The following is a 20,789-nucleotide window of genomic DNA, read 5'->3' on the forward strand; positions in this document are numbered from 1 at the left end:
ATCCCCCTCCCCAGCATTGAAAGACTGGGAGTTTAATGATAGTCTGAATGACATAAGAGTGGAAAAAATAGCTTTTTTTGACTAACTAAAGATATTTCATAAAAATATCAAACTTTTTGTCTGTATTTTGCGGACAAAAACACAGTTACTACCGAAAACGTCACACTTTACACTATCGGTCTTTATGCCAGCAAGATTTCACATTCAGACAGAGTGGGCAACTGGTTTTCTTCACTAAAATTAGGCACGAAATGTCCTACACAAGTTGCATGTCTGGAAGATGAGCAAATGGCTGGTCAATAATTACTAGCTAGTTGAGATATTTAGAAAAAATCCACAGTATTGAATAATATTGCTTGTCTTTGACATGACTGACTAATTTTATTTAGTTTCATATCAGTAGCGTCCTGGAATTGGGAACTATAAAACGAAGAACAAAGCTAAATTTTTTCTTTCTTCTGCTCATACCCGTTGAATGTTTCATTCGACTGCTAATCTTTCAGATGTTTTCTAGTTTTATTTCAACCCCTCAAAGCTATCAGGAGTAAATATGCAAGCAGCGAACGTAACTCTGGGAATTCCCAACCTCAATACTATGAATACCCAGGATTATATTGAACTAGAACAGCAATATGGTGCTGATAATTATCATCCTTTAGATGTAGTCATCACTAAAGGACAAGGAGTGTGGATATGGGATATAGAAGGTAAAAAATATCTAGATTTTCTTTCAGCTTATTCAGCATTAAATCAGGGTCATTGTCATCCCAAAATTCTTGCAGCCATGATTGAGCAAGCCGAGAAAGTTACACTAACTTCCAGGGCTTTTCTCAATGACCAATTGGGAAGATTTTATGAGAAGCTTTCTGAGATTTCTGGTCTACCTAAAGTGCTACCCATGAATTCGGGAGCCGAAGCTGTGGAAACGGCTATAAAAGCCATTCGTAAATGGGCTTATAAAGTAAAAGGTGTACCAGAAAATCAAGCAGAAATTATTGTTTGTAGTAATAATTTTTCTGGACGCACTATTAGTTTGATCAGCTTCTCTACAGAAGAACAATATCAAGATGGATTTGGGCCTTTAACTACTGGGTTTAAAGTTATCCCTTTTGGTGATGCTGAAGCATTAGAAAAAGCGATTACTCCTAACACTGCTGCATTTTTGGTAGAACCAATTCAGGGCGAGGGAGGTATTATTGTTCCTCCTCATGGGTTTTTAAAGCAAGCAGAACAAATCTGTCGCCATCATAATGTATTACTAGTTTTTGATGAAATTCAAACTGGGTTGGGAAGAACAGGTAAAATGTTTGCCCATCAATATGAGAATGTTAAGCCTGATGGCATAACTGTAGGAAAAGCTTTATCTGGTGGATTTTATCCCATTTCTGCGTTTATTTCTACTGACGAAGTGATGGCTGTGTTTCAACCAGGAGATCATGGTAGTACCTTTGGCGGAAATCCCTTGGCTGCTGCTATTGGAATTGCAGCACTGGATGTTCTTATAGAAGAAAATTTGCCAGAAAAAGCTGCTCAACTAGGAGAATATTTTATGAGGAAATTACAATCAATTGAAAGTTCACATATTAAGGAAGTGCGTGGTAAAGGCTTATTAATTGGTGTGGAATTGCACCTCGAAGCTGGTGGTGCTAGACGTTTTTGTAAAGCCTTAGCTAAAGAGGGATTATTAGCCAAAGAAACTAGAGATAATGTCATTCGTTTTGCTCCACCCTTGGTTATTTCCCAAGATGAAATAGATTGGGCATTGGAGAAAATTGAGCGAGTTTTGACAACGACTTGTTAGTTTGGCGTAAATTGAGTATGATGGGTGGACTGTAGTGTTTGAAAAGTCATTAATAGCAAAATTGAACAGTTCTTTCATCCAACTCATGAGTATCTGGGAATTGCACGTCAAGTTAAATAAAAGACGGCAATCTGATCCTGGTTTGTCCTGGTACGACCACTGCGAAGCGCCTAGTACGTTGGTGAGACTTGCCTTCTAGTCGCTGTGCAGACCGTATAACTTTTATTTTCAATAAAAAGGACAATCTACCATGAATCGTGAAGAACTTTTGCAACAGACTGTGCAACCAATTGACATCAAAGCTTTCGATGTTGTTGGCTTAGTGGAAGCTATGGGTAAAACAGCTTTCCAAGGTCGAAATTTGGGACGAGCAGCAAAAATTTATGATGCAATGCTGCAAGACAAAGAATGTACGATTATTCTGTGTTTAGCTGGGTCTTTATTTAGTGCTGGACTCAAGGGAATAGTCCACGATTTAATTACTCACAATATGGTAGATGCGATCGTGTCTACTGGCGCTAACATTGTTGACCAAGATTTCTTTGAAGCGTTGGGTTATCGTCATTATGTTGGCGATCCCTTTGCTGATGATGAGGTGCTAAGACAGCAACGGATAGACCGCATATATGACACCTACATTGATGAGGATCAACTACGGGTGTGTGACATGACGATCGCAGAAATCGCCGAGAATTTAGAGAAGCGTCCCTATTCTTCACGGGAATTTATTGAGCAGATGGCGGTTTATTTAGAACGCCGGGGTAATTATGGTCAATCTGTAGTGCAAGCTGCTTATCAACACCAAGTACCAATTTTTGTCCCCGCTTTTAGTGACTGTTCGGCTGGGTTTGGCTTAGTACATCACCAATGGAATTCTCCTGAATCACATTTAAGCATTGACTCAGTGCGAGACTTTCGGGAGTTGACGCAGTGCAAACTAGCTTCCAACTACACTGGATTGGTGATGATTGGTGGTGGTGTACCGAAAAACTTTGCTCAGGATACGGTGGTAGCTGCGGAAATGCTGGGATTTGAGACGAGTATGCACAAGTATACAATTCAAGTTACTGTCGCCGATGAACGGGATGGCGCTTTATCTGGTTCTACCCTTAAAGAGGCTCATTCTTGGGGGAAGGTGGATAAAGCTACTGAACAGATGGTGTTTTCTGAGGCGACTGTGGCATTCCCGTTAATTGCGGGGTATGCGTATCATAAGGGTAACTGGCGCGATCGCCAACCGCATCGTTTAGCTGAGTTATTCACTAAATCTCAACCCAAGGTATTAACTGCGTAGAAATTTTTAGGGGGGAAATTTACCCCCCTGTGACAGATAAACAGTAATCTTGAAATATTTTTACCTATAGCCTGCTTTGCTCTCCTTCATTTTGCTGCCAAGATGAAGGAGAGTATTTATCTCTTGTGTTAGATAACACAACTAGGCGTTCAACTTTTGGTATAAATTTTTTATTTTTTTTGTGTAACTTTTTGTATCATTGGGAAGAGTAGGATTTTGTAAAGTTTTTTTAAGATGGGAGGCAAGATAGATAAAGCACAAACACTCTTCTCAAAAAGGCAAGGAATCATGCAAGAAATAAAAGAAGCAAAAGCAAGTCAGGATTTACTCCCAGAAATTAAAGAGCCTTACTATTACGCTGGTACCCGTTGGAGATGGGGTTTCCAACCAAGTGCTGAGATTTGGAACGGACGCTTGGCAATGATTGGCTTCTTTGCAACTGCACTGTTTGAAATCCTTAATAAAGATGGGCTTCTTGGAGGACTGTTCTGGGGATTTTTCTCATAAAAAATAATGTTGTTCTTTAGTAGAGTATTGCAGAGCAACAAAAATCTCCATCTTTGTGAGAATCGGATTTAGACAAGTATGTAGAATAATGCGCTCCATTCAAGATAGCTAATATCATGGATGGAGCGTATTAAATTTAGTCATGCATCCTCCTGCTTGATATTGCAGTATACTGTTTTAGCACCAGATTTTACTGTCTCAAATGCAGTATATATGTCTAAATTTGGGCTAACTTTAGGGTTATACCTGTGAACTATTCCTAACCCTTTCTAATAACCACTTATACCAACTCTCTAACCCAGTTCCAGTCATTGCTGAAACTTGAAAAACCTGAATTTGAGGATTAACCTGCTGGGCATATTCTATGCAACGCTGAACGTCAAACTGCACATGAGGTAGTAAATCAATTTTAGTAAGAATCATCATCTCACTAGCACGAAATATATGAGGGTATTTTATTGGCTTATTTTCTCCCTCAGTGACAGACAAAATTACTACTTTGAGGTGTTCTCCTAAATCAAATAAGGCGGGACAAACAAGATTGCCCACGTTCTCAATCATCACCACTGAGTTCAAAGGTGGATTTAGTTGTTGTAAACCCCGTTCTACCATCGTTGCATCTAAATGACAGCTTCTGTGTTAATTTGTACTACTTTACAGCCTGTATCTTGAATTTTATTAGTATCATTAATCGTTTCTTGATCTCCTTCAATAACACTAATAGATAACTGATGTTTTAAATCATTAATAGTGCGAGTTAATAGTGTTGTTTTCCCGGAACCAGGAGAACTCATTAGATTTAAAGCAACGATGTTGCGCCCTTTAAACCATCCGCGATTTTGGGCTGCTATTAAACTATTTTTTGCTAAAATATCTTGTTCTAAAGATATAGTTGTACTACGTACTTGAGCATGAATCTGAGATGCTTCTGAGATAGAATCATGACTGTGAGAATGGGTGATTACAGTGCCATATGGTAAAGTGTGGGTGTGGATATGATGAGAATCATGATTGTGAGAATGGGCGATCGCTGTATCTTCATGTGAAGTATGAGCATGGTGATGATGCTCATTTTGGGAGCTAATTACTGCTACTTCATTTATTTCAGTGTTGATGATTTTAACTTCAGCATCGTCAGAACAACCACAGGTGACACACATAATTTTTTTCAAGTCTCATGCTTTCAAAAAGCATATCAATTGTCTGATAATGAAAAAGTTTATTAAATACAGATAAAGTAGCAGGATTCAAGGATCTGGGTAATTCCTCTTGCTCTCTATTTTTTCATCTAAGAAGAAACTGATGTGTAACTTACCATTACTTGGATCGGTTTCCACTGTTGAACCCACACAGAAAACTTCGCGGATTAAAGCAGGTTGTAGTAAATCTTGGGGTGTTCCTACTGCTTTAATTGTTCCATTATTGACAACATAAATGCGATCGCAATAACTAGCAGCCAAATTCAAATCGTGCAACGCTGCAATAGTAGTCACACCCAACCCCTTCACCAGTTCCAAAAGTTCCAACTGATAGCGAATATCAAGGTGATTAGTCGGCTCATCAAGAATCAAAAACCGTGCTTGCTGGGCTATGGCGCGTGCAATCAACACACGCTGTTTTTCTCCACCAGAAAGGGAAATGAAACTACGTTCTGCAAAGTCATTCATTCCCACCTGCACCAAAGCATCGAAGACTATGGAGTGGTCTTTTTCTGTCTCGCGGTCAAATAACCCTTGATGGGCATTACGCCCCATTAATACCATCTCTGCAACAGTAAAATCAAATTCAGTAGATGTTTCCTGCAAAACAACTGCTGTAGCTTGTGCCATTTCACGGGTACTCAAATGCCAGATATTCTTTCCATTGAGAGTTATCAATCCACTATTTGGCTTAAGGACACGATACATACATCTGAGCAAACTTGACTTACCACTACCATTAGGGCCAATCAGCCCGACAAACTCACCCGATGACACTTGCAGATTGATGTCATGCAAAATTTGCTTTCCTTCAATACTCCAGGATAGGTGTTTCACCTCTAACTTCATTTTCCACCCCCTTTACCTTGCATCAACCAAATGAAAAAAGGAGCGCCGAAAAGTGCCGTAATAATACCAATGGGCAGTTCCTCTGGGGCAACAATCGTACGTGCTAAGACATCTGCCCAAATTAAGAAAATTCCGCCCAGCAACAGACTCACAGGTAACACGCGGCGATGATCTGAGCCGACGAGGAAACGGACGCTATGAGGAATCATTAGCCCAACGAAGCCAATGACACCACTGACAGCAACTATTACACCTGTCAACAGTGAGGTTACTAGGAATAACTGCTTGCGGAAGCGATCGGTGTCAGTTCCCAGAGTACGAGCCGTTTCTTCACCGATCAGGAGTGCATTTAGCGATCGCGTCTGGAGTAACAAATACCCGATTCCCAAGAACAAAGTCAGCACCGGCAGGATTAAGTCTGTCCACGTTGTTCCTGAAAGTCCTCCCAATAACCAAAACAATACTCGTCGTGTAGCTTCACCACTTTCAGCTTTAATAGCCAAGAAACTCGTTACTGCCTCAAACAGATATGATATTGATACACCAACTAAGATTAAGCGGGTGGAGGAGAGGTGTCCTTTTTGTCGTGCTAAAAAGAAAACAACAACGAATGCTAACAGCGCACCGAGGAAAGCCCCAACAGACAGCGCATAAACACCAAAAAATGAGAAAATACCAAATAGGATGACTAAAACAGCACCAACCGACGCGCCAGAGGAAATACCGAGAATAAATGGATCGGCTAAGGGATTTCGCACCACTGCTTGCATGATGACACCAACCACTGATAGTCCAGCACCCACAAAAAAAGCTAATAGCACACGCGGAAAGCGGATTAGCCAGACAATTTGAATTTGTGCTGGAGTCCAGTCTCCTGTAACATTTGGAAACAGTTGGGATAAAGCTATCTGCCATACTCTCAAAGGAGGAATAGCCACAGGCCCAATCATCACCGCCAACGTCATAGAAACCAACAATATCACTACCATTGCTACCATTAGCAGCTTGTAGCGTTGCTGCTTATTTTTTCTCAATTGCTTTGGTAATAGATTAGTCATTAGTTATTAGTCATTGGTCATTGGTTATTAGACTTCTTGCATAAGTCGGGTAAAGGGTAAGGGTTAAAGGGAAAAGGGATAGAATTAACATTCCCCTTTAACCTTTCCCCATTTCCCGACAAGAGTGCAAAAGGCACTTTTGCACTCTTGTCTATTAGTCATTCTTTCTTACCCCGCTTCCCCTACTCCCCTCCATCACTTAAACCTCTCAGGATACAAAGCCTCTGCTAATTGTTTCACCCCTGCGACATTCCTAATTCCTGGCATCGTGTAACTAAAGCCCAGAACAATGAATTTATCCTGTTGCACTGCTGTTAGTTGGGAGTAAGCAGGGTGAGATTTAAGTAATCGACGCTTCTCTTGGGCAGATGACCAGTTAGCATCAATCAGAACAATCACATCTGGTTGACGTGCAATCACATCTTCCCAATTAACTGTTACCCATGCTTCTTTTTTTTGAATATCTTTAAATATATTTTCACCACCAGCTAACTCAATAATATGATTGGGCATTCCCCAAGTAGAAACAGTTAGGGGAGGATCTTCAGAATCATACCAGAAAATGCGTTTTTTGGTTGTTACTTTCCCTAGCTTTTTTTGGGTTGCTTCGAGTTGCGATCGCAATTGCACAATTAACTTTTCTGCCCGTTGTTCTACTCTAAAAATCCGCCCTATTTCTCGGATTTCTTGATATAAATTCTCCATCGTTACGCGCTCAGGTCTAAGTTCGGTGCGATCGCATTCAATGGGCAACAAATAAGAAGAAATACCTAGTTTTAGCAACTCTGATTGCGATCCAAGTGCTTCTTTGGCAAAAGCGCTTTCCTCAGTGGAGAAGACAAAATCCGGCTCAACTCCCAAAAAAACTTCCCGTGACGGGTACTTTGGCGCTAATACGCGAATTTGGGAATATGCTTGTTGATACTCTGGCAAAATCGGATTATCCAGATAGGCTGTACCAACCATCTGCTTTTCTAAACCCAACGCTAGCATCACCTCCGTCGCCGATTGCATCATAGTGACAGCGCGTTGTGGTGGTTGTTTGTAGGTAATTGTCAAATCACAGTTCTTAAGTGTAAATGGTGTATGTTTTGTCGCATTAGAGTTAGAATCATTTGGAGTAGCGACATTTCCTGCACACCCTGAAACCATTCCCAGCATCAGCACTCCTAAGACTGCAACAAAAGGTTTAAATATCCAGATTTGGCGATGTAATTTACTCACAATTCTCGCTTTAATGCTTTGGGATTAAAACTCAACTGACACTGTTCCCAACACTGTAAATGGTGGCGCAGGGTCAATACTATACCCATCAACCTCATAATATTTAATATTAGAAATATTCTTGAAATTGACTGCAAATCGATAATTTTGCCGCCGATAGAAGATAGAAGCATCAGCTCGTAAATAACTTGCAAGTTTAAACTTATTCGGTAAATCCACTTCCTGCTCACCGACAAAATACAACCCAGCACCAAATCCTAACCCCTGCAAACTACCACTTTGTAGTTCATAACTTGTCCACAATCCAGCGCTATGTTCTGGAACACCAAATAATCTATCTCCTACAGGAATCAGATTATCTTTTGTTACTTTGCCATCAATGTAAGCATAGTTAGCAATCACTTTCCAACCTGGTGATATTTCGCCTGCAATGTCTAATTCAATACCTCGACTGCGTTGTTCTCCGGTTTGGATTTGGAATATGTCGTCTACTGGGTCTGGTGTCAATACATTCTGCTTGGTAATTTGAAATAATGCTAAAGTTGCAGAAAGTTTATTGTCCAGAAAATTCTGTTTCACCCCCACTTCAAATTGCTCGGTAGTTTGCGGTTCAAATTGTTCTTTTGTGCGACTTCTGGCTTGAAATTGGGGAGAAAAACCATTAGACCAATTGAAGTAGAGCGAAGTCACATCGCTTGGTTGATATATAATTCCCACTCGCGGCGAAAATCGAGTGTTTGATTGTTTGAGAATATCGCCACTCACACGGTCTTGAGTGCTGTAATCATTAAAGTCTAAGCGACCACCTAATGAAACCTTGAAATTAGGTGTAAGTTCAATTAGATTCTCAGCGAATAAACCAACATTCTCGGAGACAATTTTTAGACCAAAAGGAGAACCACCTTCTACAGGAGTAGGAGTTCCACCATATTGCGGGTTAAAAATATCTATTGATAGTTCTAAATCTGGGGCAAAAATATAACTAAATAAGTTTCGGGCTAAATCTACTCCAAATACTACATTATGGCGAATAGAACCAGTGGAAAACTTGCCAGAAATTTGGTTTTGCAGGGTGATATTTTCGTGTTCCTCATCAGAAGCATAAAAAAGACGGTCTAATGTTCGACGGTCGTCTTGTAAAGAACCAGAAGAGGCTTGCCTTGCATCATTCAAATTAGCATTGAGAACATTAAATCCTTGGCGAAATTTCCAGTTGTCGTCAAAATCGTGTTCTAATCTATAGGTTAATGAGTTAAATGTCACTTCCCCATTGGCAAAGTTAGGTTCTCCTAAAAATCGACTGCGCGGAAGTTGGAGAATTTCTGGCTCAATGGGAAAACCATTATCAAAAACAAAGTTGTATTTTTGGTGTTCGTATTCAAAGGTGAGTTTAGTGCGATCGCCTACTTTAATCTCTACCACAGGCGAGATAAAAAAGCTGTCATATTCGACAAAATCACGAAAACTGTCGGAACTTTCATAAGCGACGTTCAAACGATACAGTACTGATTTATCATCTGTCAGTGGCCCGCTAATATCTAAAGTCGGACGCAAAAAGTTATAACTTCCATAAGTTACACTGGCGCTGTAATAAGGCTCTGCAAGCGGCTTTTTGGTAGTTGTATTAATAACACCGCTTCCTCCTGCATACTGTGTTGGACTACCACCATAAAGTACCGCCGCCGGCCCTTTGAGAATTTCCAACCTCTCGATATTAGCGACATCTCGCGGACTGAAGTAACCATAATCAGGAAAGCCATTGCGTAAAGTTTCAAAATTGGTGAGAAACCCACGCACCCGATATCCTAATGACGACAATCCCCCATATCCCCGTTCTGGTTGTACGCCACTAACGTTATCCGCCAATTCCGAAAGACGTACAACATTTCGGTCTTCAATCACCTGACGAGGAATCACTTGAATTGATTGGGGAATATCCCTAAGTGGTGTATCTGTCCTTGTTCCAGTGCTAGCGTCGGGTACTGAATATGTATCTTCCTCTCCTGTCACTATTAGTTCAATTGGTTCATCTGCATCAGCCGATGGTTGAGTTGGCGGTGTTTCTTGTAACCCCTCCCCTTCTCCTCCCCTTGGCAAGGGGAGGGGGGCCGTAGGCGGGGTGGGGTTTTGCGTTTGTGGTGTCGAGGATACAACTGGTGTGACAACAAAAATTAAGCCTGTATCGCCATCATCTAACTCGACTTTTGGGATACCTCCTTCACCCGTTACCGTCACTCGGATAGTATTTATATCTACATTGGTAACTATTACTTCGCTAATTCCCGCCACAGGCTTGTCTTGACGAAAAGAACTATCACCTGTTAATTGCAGTTGAGCATTAGGGATATCTGCAACAAAGTTGTTGTTTTCGTTCTTGATGGTGGTTTGTAATTTTTCAGATGTAGGAGTTTCTAAGACGATTTCCAATCCGCTAGAAGTTGAGTTCAGGCGCACTCCTGTCACTAGTGTGACTTCAGTCTGTTGATTAGGCTGCGCTAGCCAGTCTTTAACATTGGTGTGAGGACGTGGAATATCGCTCAATTGGGGAATCTTTGTGATTGGTGGTTCTGCTGACTGTGCTTTTACAGCCTGAGTCCCCAACAGACAAATACCTCCGACAATCCCTAGATAGATCATCTGTCTTAGTTTCAAAATTTTCCTCCACACCACAATATTGATGAAATCAAGACACACCTAATTGCACGCGATCGCAATCTGCTTTTACTTTCAACTACTACAGGATATAATTGACAATAGTTATTATTTATTTTTGATTGCCAAATACAAATATACGTTAAAAATACCATACGATATCAACAAATTTTTTCCTGATTATCCGACAAACAATTATTGTCTTAAAACTAACCATTAAAAATATAAAAATGCTAAAAATTAAATAGTTTTATTTGATTTTAGCAATATCAATATAGCGTTTTTTTATTAAGTGAGGTACACAAGTTTTTGCTTTTAAACGCAAAGTGGCGCAGAGTTACGCAGAGTTTGCTTAATTTAGAAGGTGAATTCCTCACTACCTCAGCAGATTAGGAAACGCTATAACTCAAGATTTACTTGGGAAAATTTTTATTCATCTGGAATTACATAGTCTGTAATGACAATACTTTTTCGCTACTCTCATGTTTGTGTAAAAGTTTATGAATTAATTAAACATTTTTATATTTAAGTATTCATCTACTTCCCAAATTGGCTCTAGCACAGTTTCGTACAAATTAACCTAGCATTATTAGCCTGAAAAGCTGGGCTTTTAGTCTAAAAAAAGGATAGGCATATTTACGCAGCACATACTATAGATCCTCTGTAGTTAGCTTTTATTTTTTTTGAATGTTTTATAACTTTTATTTTACTTGGATTAATTTTATCACAGTTTAGACTATCAGTTTCTTATGGAAAATCTACTTGATATAAGTTATGTAAAATTTGACAACTTGTCCTATTCAGATTTTTTTATTTCTAAAATATAAATTAGTTTTTATAGAGTAACCTGAAAATATTGCTATGAATAGGTTTTGCCAGTTTAAAATAAAAATATTTATATTGATGAATGTTTTAGAGACCTAAAAAAACGTTATTTTGCCCATTTCAAATATTGCTTACACACAGCAAAATGCTTGACAATAAGAGAAAATTAATGATAAATATTTTTATTAATGTTAAATATAGATAAACTCTAAATTTCACAAAGCTTTCACATAAAGGCATACTTTGTCTGAGTTGGTTGTGCTGTTAAATTTTAGACTTGGAAATAAAAAACTTTTTTCTCAAAAAAATACGGTATTGGCTAATACGCTGAGATTTTCAATAAATAAAGGCTGAAAACGCGATGGCGTAACCGCCCAGCGTAGCTGATCGCACTTAACCCAACCAGTGAGTTTGGCTCCACGTAGATACTTATATAAATGGAGTGGCATTAATGGGCAAAAATCTTTGGGAGCTACCGAGGGGATTCACCTCGTTGGTTGAACTTCTCCATTGGAGAGCGCTTCTGACACCTGAGCAAAAGGCTTATTCTTTTCTGCTGGATGGAGAAGTAGAAGCATCGAATTTGACTTATGGAGAACTAGATCGCCAAGCTCAAACCATTGCTGCCCGACTTCAAAGTTGTGGAGTTAAAATTGGAGAGCGTGGACTACTGCTCTACCCACCTGGTTTAGAATTCATTGCTGCGTTTTTCGGATGTCTGTATGCTGGGGTAATTGCAGTTCCGGCTTATCCACCCCGACCGAACCAATCCCTGTCCCGACTCCAGACTGTTGTGGCAGATGCACAGGCAACAATCGCCCTGACTACTACAACTGTCTTTGCCAATATTGAGCGACAATTCGCCCAAGATCCGAATTTACAAGCATTGCGGTTGCTGACCACCGATAACATTACTACCGACTTAGCACATTCATGGCAGCAACCATCGATAAATAGCAATAACCTGGCCTTTTTGCAGTATACTTCCGGCTCTACGGGTACACCTAAAGGCGTAATGGTAAGTCATGGGAATTTGCTACATAACGAACTTGTAATTAAACAGGCGATGCAGCACACAGAAAATACCCTTTTCGTGGGTTGGCTGCCTCTGTTTCATGACATGGGTTTAGTCGGGAATCTGCTCCAGCCCTTGTACTTGGGGATACCGTGCATACTCATGGCTCCTGTGGCATTTCTGCAAAAACCCTTGCGCTGGCTACAGGCGATTTCCCGATATCAAGCAACAACTAGCGGTGGTCCCAATTTTGCCTATGACCTGTGTGTTCGCAAAATTACGCCCGAACAACGGGCCACCCTGGATTTGAGTAGCTGGGAAATTGCTTTTAACGGCGCTGAACCGATTCGGAAAGAAACTCTAGAGCAGTTTAGCGCTACCTTTGCTGAATGTGGCTTCCGGCGTGAGACTTTTTATCCTTGTTACGGGATGGCAGAAACAACGCTGATGGTAACTGGTGGTAGCAAATTACTTCCACCTGTGTTGTTGCCAGTTCAGTCGGCGGCACTACTGCAAAATCAAATAGTTCCAGCCAGTGGAAAAGCTCTTGAGCAGGGGAGCAAGGGAGCAGGGGAAGCAGAGGGGCAGAGGAAGCAGGGGAGCAGAGGGGCAGAGGGGCAGGGAAACAAAGGAGCGATTACCCACAAGGAGCGAGGCTTTGAACCTTATCCTTTTCGTCAAAATGAAGCTGGCATACAGACTATAGTCGGTTGTGGTCATGCTTTACAAGATTTAAAGATAGCAATAGTTAATCCTGAGACACTAACCCGTTGCCAGCCTAGTGAGGTGGGTGAAATTTGGATTGCAGGGCCAAGCGTCACCCAAGGCTACTGGAATCAGCCAGAGCAAACTGATTACACATTCCGAGCCTACCTCAAGGATACTCAAGACGGGCCTTTTCTACGGACAGGAGACTTGGGCTTTTTGCAGGAAGGAGAGCTATTTGTCACAGGTCGTCTGAAGGATTTGATTATTATCCGGGGTCGCAATCATTACCCGCAAGACATTGAATGGTCGGTAGAACAAAGCCACCCATCACTACAACCTAGCGGTGGTGCAGCCTTTACAATTGATGTTGCTGGGGAAGAGAGATTAGTTATTGCTCAAGAAGTTAATCGCAGTTTTCTACGGAATTTGGCAACTGAGGAAGTCATTAGAGCTATCCGTCAAGCAGTAGTAGAAGAACATGAACTGCAAGTTTATGCAGTGTTACTCCTCAAGCCAGGTAGTATCCCTAAAACTTCTAGCGGTAAGGTTCAGCGCCATGCTTGTCGCACTATTTTTTTGGCAGGAAGTTGGGAAAATATTGCCAGTAGCGTTTTAGAAGAATCTCATACTACAGTCAATACAGCCAGCCTTACTCATACAGCCGTCCTCGCATTAGAGCCGCAAGAGCGTCAGTTCCAGCTAACCTGTTATCTTCAGCAGCTAGTAGCTCAGGTACTCAAACTAGTTTCTTCCCAAGTTAACCCGCAGCAACCCTTGAACACTGTGGGACTCGATTCCTTAATGGCAGTAGAACTCCAGCACTCCATTGAAACTAACTTGGGTGTGGTCTTACCGATGACTAGCTTTCTGGGGGGTTCGAGTATTGACCAACTAGCAACCGTAGTACTTGCTCAGTTAACAAATGTTTCTTCTGTCCCTAAAAGCACTCCAGCCCAAGTTAATGAAACTGTCACTGAGTACCCTCTTTCCTACGGTCAACAGGCTTTGTACTTTTTACACCAGCTAGCACCAGAGAGTCCTGCCTACAACATTGCTAATGCTGTGCGTATTCGTGGTGAGCTTGATATTTCTGCATTGCATCAAGCATTTCAGAGTTTAGTAGAACGCCATACAATTTTGGGCGCGACTTTCCCAAATGTTGAAGGACAACCTGTACAGCGAGTCCATAAGCACGTAGAGGTCTGCTGGCAAAAGGAAGATGCTGCAACATGGGATGAGGAATTTTTGAGCGATCGCCTGCTTAAAGCAGCATACCATCCCTTCAATCTTGAGCAAGGCCCCCTCATGCGGGTGAGTCTGTTCGCTCGTTCACAAACGGAACACATTCTTTTACTTGTTGTCCACCACATCGTTGCCGACTTTTGGAGCCTCACCGTCTTGGTGGATGAGTTAGGAACACTGTACCAGAGCAACAAAAATAATACACCTGTGACTCTGCCTCCTTTGGTTTGGCAGTACACCGACTATGTGCGAGAACAGGCTCTAATGCTAGCGAGTCCAGAAGGCGATCGCCTGTGGGACTACTGGCAAAAGCAGTTGGCAGGAGAATTACCTGTATTAAATTTGCCAACTGACCATCCGCGTCCAGCCATTCAAACCTATCAAGGAGCTTCCTTTGGCTATCAGCTGAGTAGAGAATTAACTCAAAAGCTACAAAACTTCAGCCGCCAACGTGGAGTTACTCTCTACATGACCTTGCTAGCAGCCTTTCAAGTGCTACTTTATCGCTACACAGGTCAAGCAGACTTTCTAGTAGGTTCCCCTACAACAGGCAGAAGTCGAACTGATACAGCAGGAGTAGTAGGGTATTTTGTCAATCCGGTAGTATTGCGATGCCTGCGGCGGGCGGGTACGCCTACGCCTTTGGCATACGCGCAATTGCCTTTATCACAAAATCCCACCTTTGATGAGTTTCTCATTCAAGTACGTTCCTGTGTGTTAGATGCTTTCGATCGCCAGGACTACCCCTTTGCCCGACTGGTTGAGCAATTACAACCAGTCAGAGATCCCAGCCGTTCGCCCTTATTTCAAGTGATGTTTGTCTTGCACAAAGCCCACCTGCTCAATGAATCAGGTTTGGCGGCCTTTGCTTTAGGGGAAACAGGAGCAAAGATAAAATTAGGAGAACTAGAGCTAGAGTCCCTAGCCCTCGAACAGCGAATTGCTCAGTTTGACCTCAATCTCGTCATGGCTGAGGTGGATGAAACACTATCTGCTTCTTGGCAATACAACACAGACTTATTCGATGCTGCCGCTATTGCGCGGATGGCTGGTCATTTTCAGACCTTGCTAGAAGGTATTGTTGCTGACTCACAGCAGCACATCTCACTTCTACCACTCCTCACGGAATTAGAACAGCAACAATTATTAGTCGAGTGGAATACTACCCAAGTGGATTATGCTAGTAAACCTTGTCTCCATCAACAATTTGAGGCTCAGGTAGAGCAGACACCAGATGCAGTGGCGGTAGTATTTGAAACAGAACAACTCACATACATCGAGTTGAATCGACGAGCCAACCAATTAGCACATTATCTGCAAACTCTGGGAGTAGAACCGGAAGTGTTGGTTGGCATTTGTCTAGAGCGATCGCTCTTAATGGTAGTGAGTATCTTGGCGACTCTCAAAGCTGGGGGAGGTTACGTTCCTCTAGATCCCTCCTATCCTCAAGAACGTCTGGCTTTCATGGTGGAAAATGCTCAGGTTTCAGTGTTGCTGACTCAAGAGAAATTCCTTGCAGCTTTGCCTGAACATGGGGCGCAAGTGGTATTGGTGGACAAAAACCATGAGGTTTGGACTAGTGAAAATGTGGACAACCCGATTAGCCAGGTGACAACTGATAATTTAGCTTATGTAATTTACACCTCCGGCTCGACTGGCAAACCAAAGGGGGTAATGAACATTCATAGAGGAATTTGCAATCGTCTCTCTTGGATGCAGGAAACTTATCAACTGACAACAGTAGATAAAGTGTTGCAAAAGACACCTTTTAGCTTTGATGTCTCAATTTGGGAATTCTTTTGGCCTTTGACTACCGGAGCGCGTTTAGTGGTAGCTCGTCCAGGAGGTCATCAAGATAGCACCTACCTTGTTCAGCTTATTGCCCAGGAACAAATCACCACGCTGCATTTTGTTCCTTCCATGTTGCAAGTGTTTCTTGAGGAACCTGGTTTAGAAACTTGTCAATGCTTGAGAAAGGTGATGTGTAGTGGTGAAGCCCTACCTTTGAAACTACAAGAACGATTTTTTGAGCGTTTGGATGCAGACTTACATAATTTGTATGGGCCAACGGAAGCTGCGATCGATGTCACATTCTGGGCTTGTGAACGTGAGAGTCGTAAGCATACTGTTCCCATTGGTCGCCCCATTGCCAATACGCAAATATATTTGCTAGATAATCACTTGCAACCAGTACCTATTGGCGTACCTGGGGAACTACACATTGGGGGTGTGGGTTTAGCGCGGGGTTATCTGCATCAACCAGAGTTAACAGATATTAAATTCATTGCCAACCCGTTTAAAAGAAGTAGGGGAGCAGGGGAGCAGGGGAGCAGGGGAGCGAATGAAGATCAATCTGGATTTGATCGCTTATACAAAACTGGGGATTTGGCACGTTATCTGAACGATCGCAACATTGAATATCTCGGACGACTTGACGATCAAGTTAAATTGCGGGGATTCCGTATTGAGCTAGGAGAGATTGAAGCGGTACTGAGTCAACATCCAGCATTGCGGGAAGTTGTTGTTTTGATGAGAGAAATTGAGAAGAAGGAACAGCACCGAGATTTCACACCACTGGTTGATGTAGAAAATTCATCAACAATTACTGGTTTGCGTCGCTTACTCAAAGGAGAATTAGCTAATTCTCAGGCAGATTTTAGCAATCAGCAATTAGTTGCTTATTGCGTCACCCGTCATCAACCAGCACCCACCACTACCGAATTGCGTCGCTTTCTTTTAGAAAAGCTCCCTGATTACATGGTTCCGGCGGCTTTCGTCCTACTGGATGCACTGCCTTTAACGCCGAATGGTAAGGTAGACCGACAGTCTTTACCAATTCCTGGTAAAGTCAGACCTGAATTGGAAAAAGCTTTCGTAGCACCTCGTACTCCTATAGAAAAGGCATTGGCAGAGGTTTGGGCAGAGGTGCTGGACATTGAACAAATAGGCATTCACGACAACTTTTTTGAGTTGGGAGGAGATTCGATTCGCAGTATCCAAGTGCTAGCTAGAGCCACTGCAAAAGGTTTAAGCTTCTCCTTAGCGCAGATTTTCCAGCATCAGACTATCGACTCGCTGGCACGAGAAATTACTTTTGTTGAACCCAGTGCTTTAATAACTCAAAAAACAGAGCCATTTAGCCTGATTTCCCAGACAGAACGGCAAAAGCTACCCAAAGATGTAGAAGATGCTTATCCTTTAGCTAGGGTTCAGGCTGGGGTGATTTTTCACACTCAGTCCATGCCTGATGAGCCGATGTACCATGATATTTTCCTTTACAATTTGCAAGTTCGTCTAGACATTGAATTGTTTCAAAAAGCTCTACAGCACGTTGTCGATCGCCACGCCATCTTGCGGACATCTTTCGATCTGACTAACTTTAGCGAACCCCTACAATTAGTTCATCAACAAGTTACTGCTCCCTTTCATGTCGAAGACTTGCGTCATTTGTCACCAGAGCAACAACAACAAGCACTTTCCACCTGGATAAAAGCTGAAAAACGACGAAATTTTGATTGGTCTTCTCCACCATTTATTCGCTTTTTCATTCACCGCCTTACAGAGCAGTCTTTTTATCTCACTTTTAGCTGTCACACTTCTATTCTTGACGGTTGGAGCAAAGCTTGTTTGCTGACAGAATTACTGCATCATTATTATGCTCTGCTCAACGGTAAAAGCGAAGCCATTGAACCAGTCCCAGCTATAACTTATCGAGATTTTGTCGCCTTAGAGCGTGCAACATTGCAATTGCCAGACTCTCAATATTTTTGGAGGCAAAAATTAGCAGGTTGTGTAACCACGAGAATAGCCCGTTGGAAGGTGACTCATCACAGCACAAATACCCCGGAAATTGGCTTTTTAGATGTCCCCATCTCCTCAGAACTTTCTGAGAAATTGCAAAAACTAGCTCGGTTAGCAGAAGTCCCCCTGAAAAACGTGTTGTTAGCTGCACATATCAGGGTGATGAGTTTGTTGAGTGGTGAGAGTGATATCCTCACGGGGCTGGAGTCGAATGGTCGATTGGAAGCAGCTGACGGAGAAAAAACTTTGGGAATCCATTTGAATACGGTTCCTTTGCGTTTGCAGCTGACGGGGGGAACTTGGCTAGAGTTGGTGCAGCAGGTTTTTGCTGCTGAACGAGAGTTGTTGCCCTTTAGGCGTTATGCTTACGCAGATTTACACCAACTTGTTGGTCGTCAGGCTCTCCAGCCCCTAGTTGAAACTGTTTTTAATTATACTAACTTTCATGTTTATGAGAGTCTGCAAAGTCTCGAAGATTTGGAAGTTTTAGGAGCTAGGGGTTTTGGTGAAACTCATTTTACCTTGCGGTCTGAGTTTAATCTCAATCATGCCTCAGATTGTATACAACTCGATTTAGAGTGTGACTTGACACAGATAAGTCATGCCCAGTTAGAGACTATTGGCACTTATTTTCAAGAAACATTAACAGCAATGTCTTCACAGCCGTTGGCACGTTACGAGTCGCAATGTCTTTTGGGCGATCGCCAACGACAGATGTTACTCGAAGAATGGAATAACACCAGCAGCAAATATCCCCAAGACTGCTGTATCCATCAACACTTTGAGGCTATGGCAGCACAAAATCCTGATGCGATCGCCATCGTCTTTGAAGATGTACAGACGCGATTAATGAGCCAGCGCGTTGCGGGGGTTCCCCCCGTTGTAGCGATTGGCGTCGCGTCTCTAACTTACCAACAGCTAAATCATCGAGCTAATGCTCTGGCCCATTACTTGCAGCGTCTAGGAGTAACTGCCGATGTACCAGTGGCTCTCTGTGTCGAACGTTCCTTAGAGATGATAGTGGGAATTTTAGGAATTCTCAAGGCAGGAGGAGCTTACGTACCTTTAGATCCAACATATCCCCAAGAAAACTTGGCTTTTATATTGGAAGATGCTCAAGTGCCAGTTTTATTGACTCAGGCACGGCTAGTAGCTAACTTACCTACCCACACAGCCCAAATTGTCTGCCTAGACTCAGACTGGCATATCATAGCGCAGGAAAGTCCAGAAAACCCCAGCAGTACAAGCACATTAGAAAATCTAGCCTACATTATTTACACATCAGGCTCCACAGGTCAACCGAAGGGAGTACTCGTTACCCAACAAAACTTAGCCCATTCTACCTTTGCCCGCATTACTTATTACTCAGAACCCGTTACCAGTTTCTTATTGATTCCCTCTTTTGCTTTTGATAGTTCAGTTGCGCCCATATTTTGGACATTATGTCAAGGAGGTAAACTAGTACTGTTAACTGAGGGTTCCCAGAGAGATATTTGGCAATTAGTCAAGCTGATTGTTCAACATCAAGTTTCACACTGGTTAAGTGTTCCCTCACTTTACAGCACCCTACTCGCTGCTATAGATCCAGCCCAACTTGTCTCGTTGCAGACAGTTATTGTTGCTGGGGAATGTTGTTCTACAGAATTGGTTGAACGCCATCGTCAACTACTGCCCGATACATCCTTATTTAATGAGTATGGCCCCACAGAAGCAACAGTTTGGAGTAGTGTATACGATTGTCAAAATCATGATTTAAACAATCCTGTTTCTATTGGTCGTCCCATTGCCAACACTCAGATTTATTTACTAGATTCTTATCTCCAACCAGTACCCATTGGAGTTCCTGGTGAAATTTATATTGGTGGCTTGGGTGTAGCTAAAGGCTATCTCAATCGTCCAGAATTAACTGCCCAAAAGTTTATTCCCAACCCGTTTAGCGATTTTGGATTGCCGATTTTAGATTTTAGATTGGGGGATAAGAATGAAAATTTCGATAATCCAAAATCTAAGTTGCGCTTCCAGCGCACCAAAGGTGCAACCCAAAATCTAAAATTTAACCGCCTTTACAAAACTGGGGATTTAGCGCGTTATCTTCCAGATGGCAACATTGAGTTTTTGGGACGTATCGATCGCCAGGTGAAGATTCGCGGGTATCGGATTGAACTAACGGCGATTGAGGCAATTTTACTTCAACATCCTGTTGTTCGGGAAGCAGCGGTCATACTTCGAGAAGAGGAATCAGGTAGCAAACGCTTAGTAGCCTACGTAGTACCACAGCAAAAACCTGCACCTGCGACCAATGAATTGCGGAGTTTCTTGCAGCAGAAATTACCGGAATACATGATTCCTAATGTCTTTGTTGTCTTAGAAGAATTGCCATTGACTCCAAGTGGAAAGGTCGATCGCCGCCATTTGCCTGCACCTGAGCAAGTACAATCCGAAGAGGTAAAAATGGCTCAACTTCTAAGCATATTGGAAACACTTTCAGAAGAAGAAGTGAAAGTAATGCTTGCCAACAATCAATTATCTATGCAACGCCAGTAAATATTTATTTTGTTTGGAGTAAATCAACAGTGAGCGACGAGCTTTTAAAACGTATTGAACAGCTTTCATC

Annotated in this window: 8 protein-coding genes and 1 pseudogene; 4 read left to right on the top strand and 5 right to left on the bottom strand. The window is 42.1% G+C overall.

From position 1 onward, the window contains the following. Positions 1 to 550: 550 nt before the first annotated feature. The 3 genes from rocD (at position 551) to RMY16_RS33050 (ending at position 3,602) form a co-directional block, all read left to right on the top strand. Positions 551 to 1,801 carry an ornithine--oxo-acid transaminase gene (rocD, locus tag RMY16_RS16100; RefSeq protein WP_322737250.1) on the top strand — a complete coding sequence of 417 codons (1,251 nt, stop codon included), beginning with the start codon at positions 551 to 553 and terminating at the stop codon, positions 1,799 to 1,801. A gap of 250 nt (positions 1,802 to 2,051) precedes the next feature. Further along, positions 2,052 to 3,095, top strand: coding sequence for a 1,9-bis(guanidino)-5-aza-nonane synthase (locus tag RMY16_RS16105; RefSeq protein WP_322737251.1), 1,044 nt, complete (start codon positions 2,052 to 2,054; stop codon positions 3,093 to 3,095). Positions 3,096 to 3,383: 288 nt separating this feature from the next. Next, a complete protein-coding gene (locus RMY16_RS33050) occupies positions 3,384 to 3,602 on the top strand; it encodes a chlorophyll a/b-binding protein (protein ID WP_416211677.1) in 219 nt (72 codons plus the stop codon). Positions 3,603 to 3,842: 240 nt separating this feature from the next. Here RMY16_RS33050 and hypB read toward each other — a convergent pair. The 5 genes and pseudogenes from hypB to RMY16_RS16135 all read right to left on the bottom strand — a co-directional run bounded on the left by hypB (position 3,843) and on the right by RMY16_RS16135 (position 10,584). Further along, positions 3,843 to 4,762, bottom strand: a pseudogene (hypB, locus tag RMY16_RS16115) (hydrogenase nickel incorporation protein HypB). A gap of 87 nt (positions 4,763 to 4,849) precedes the next feature. Further along, the gene (locus RMY16_RS16120) at positions 4,850 to 5,650 is read right to left on the bottom strand and encodes an ABC transporter ATP-binding protein (protein ID WP_322737252.1); all 801 of its coding nucleotides are present in this window, start codon (positions 5,648 to 5,650) and stop codon (positions 4,850 to 4,852) included. Further along, positions 5,647 to 6,708: an iron ABC transporter permease gene (locus RMY16_RS16125; protein ID WP_322737253.1), complete on the bottom strand. Its 1,062-nt coding sequence runs from the start codon at positions 6,706 to 6,708 to the stop codon at positions 5,647 to 5,649. Before RMY16_RS16125 ends, RMY16_RS16120 begins: the two co-directional genes overlap by 4 nt. Positions 6,709 to 6,903: 195 nt before the next feature. After that, positions 6,904 to 7,932, bottom strand: a complete 1,029-nt coding sequence (locus tag RMY16_RS16130) for an ABC transporter substrate-binding protein (protein ID WP_322737254.1) — start codon at positions 7,930 to 7,932, stop codon at positions 6,904 to 6,906. A 24-nt stretch (positions 7,933 to 7,956) separates the two neighbouring features. Next, complete coding sequence (locus RMY16_RS16135; protein WP_322737255.1) at positions 7,957 to 10,584, bottom strand: TonB-dependent siderophore receptor; 2,628 nt, start codon at positions 10,582 to 10,584, stop codon at positions 7,957 to 7,959. Positions 10,585 to 11,860: 1,276 nt separating this feature from the next. Here RMY16_RS16135 and RMY16_RS16140 point away from each other — a divergent pair. Continuing rightward, complete coding sequence (locus RMY16_RS16140) at positions 11,861 to 20,719, top strand: non-ribosomal peptide synthetase (RefSeq protein ID WP_322737256.1); 8,859 nt, start codon at positions 11,861 to 11,863, stop codon at positions 20,717 to 20,719. Positions 20,720 to 20,789 lie beyond the last annotated feature (70 nt).

Source organism: Nostoc sp. DedQUE12b (assembly GCF_034530835.1).
GTDB lineage: Bacteria > Cyanobacteriota > Cyanobacteriia > Cyanobacteriales > Nostocaceae > Nostoc.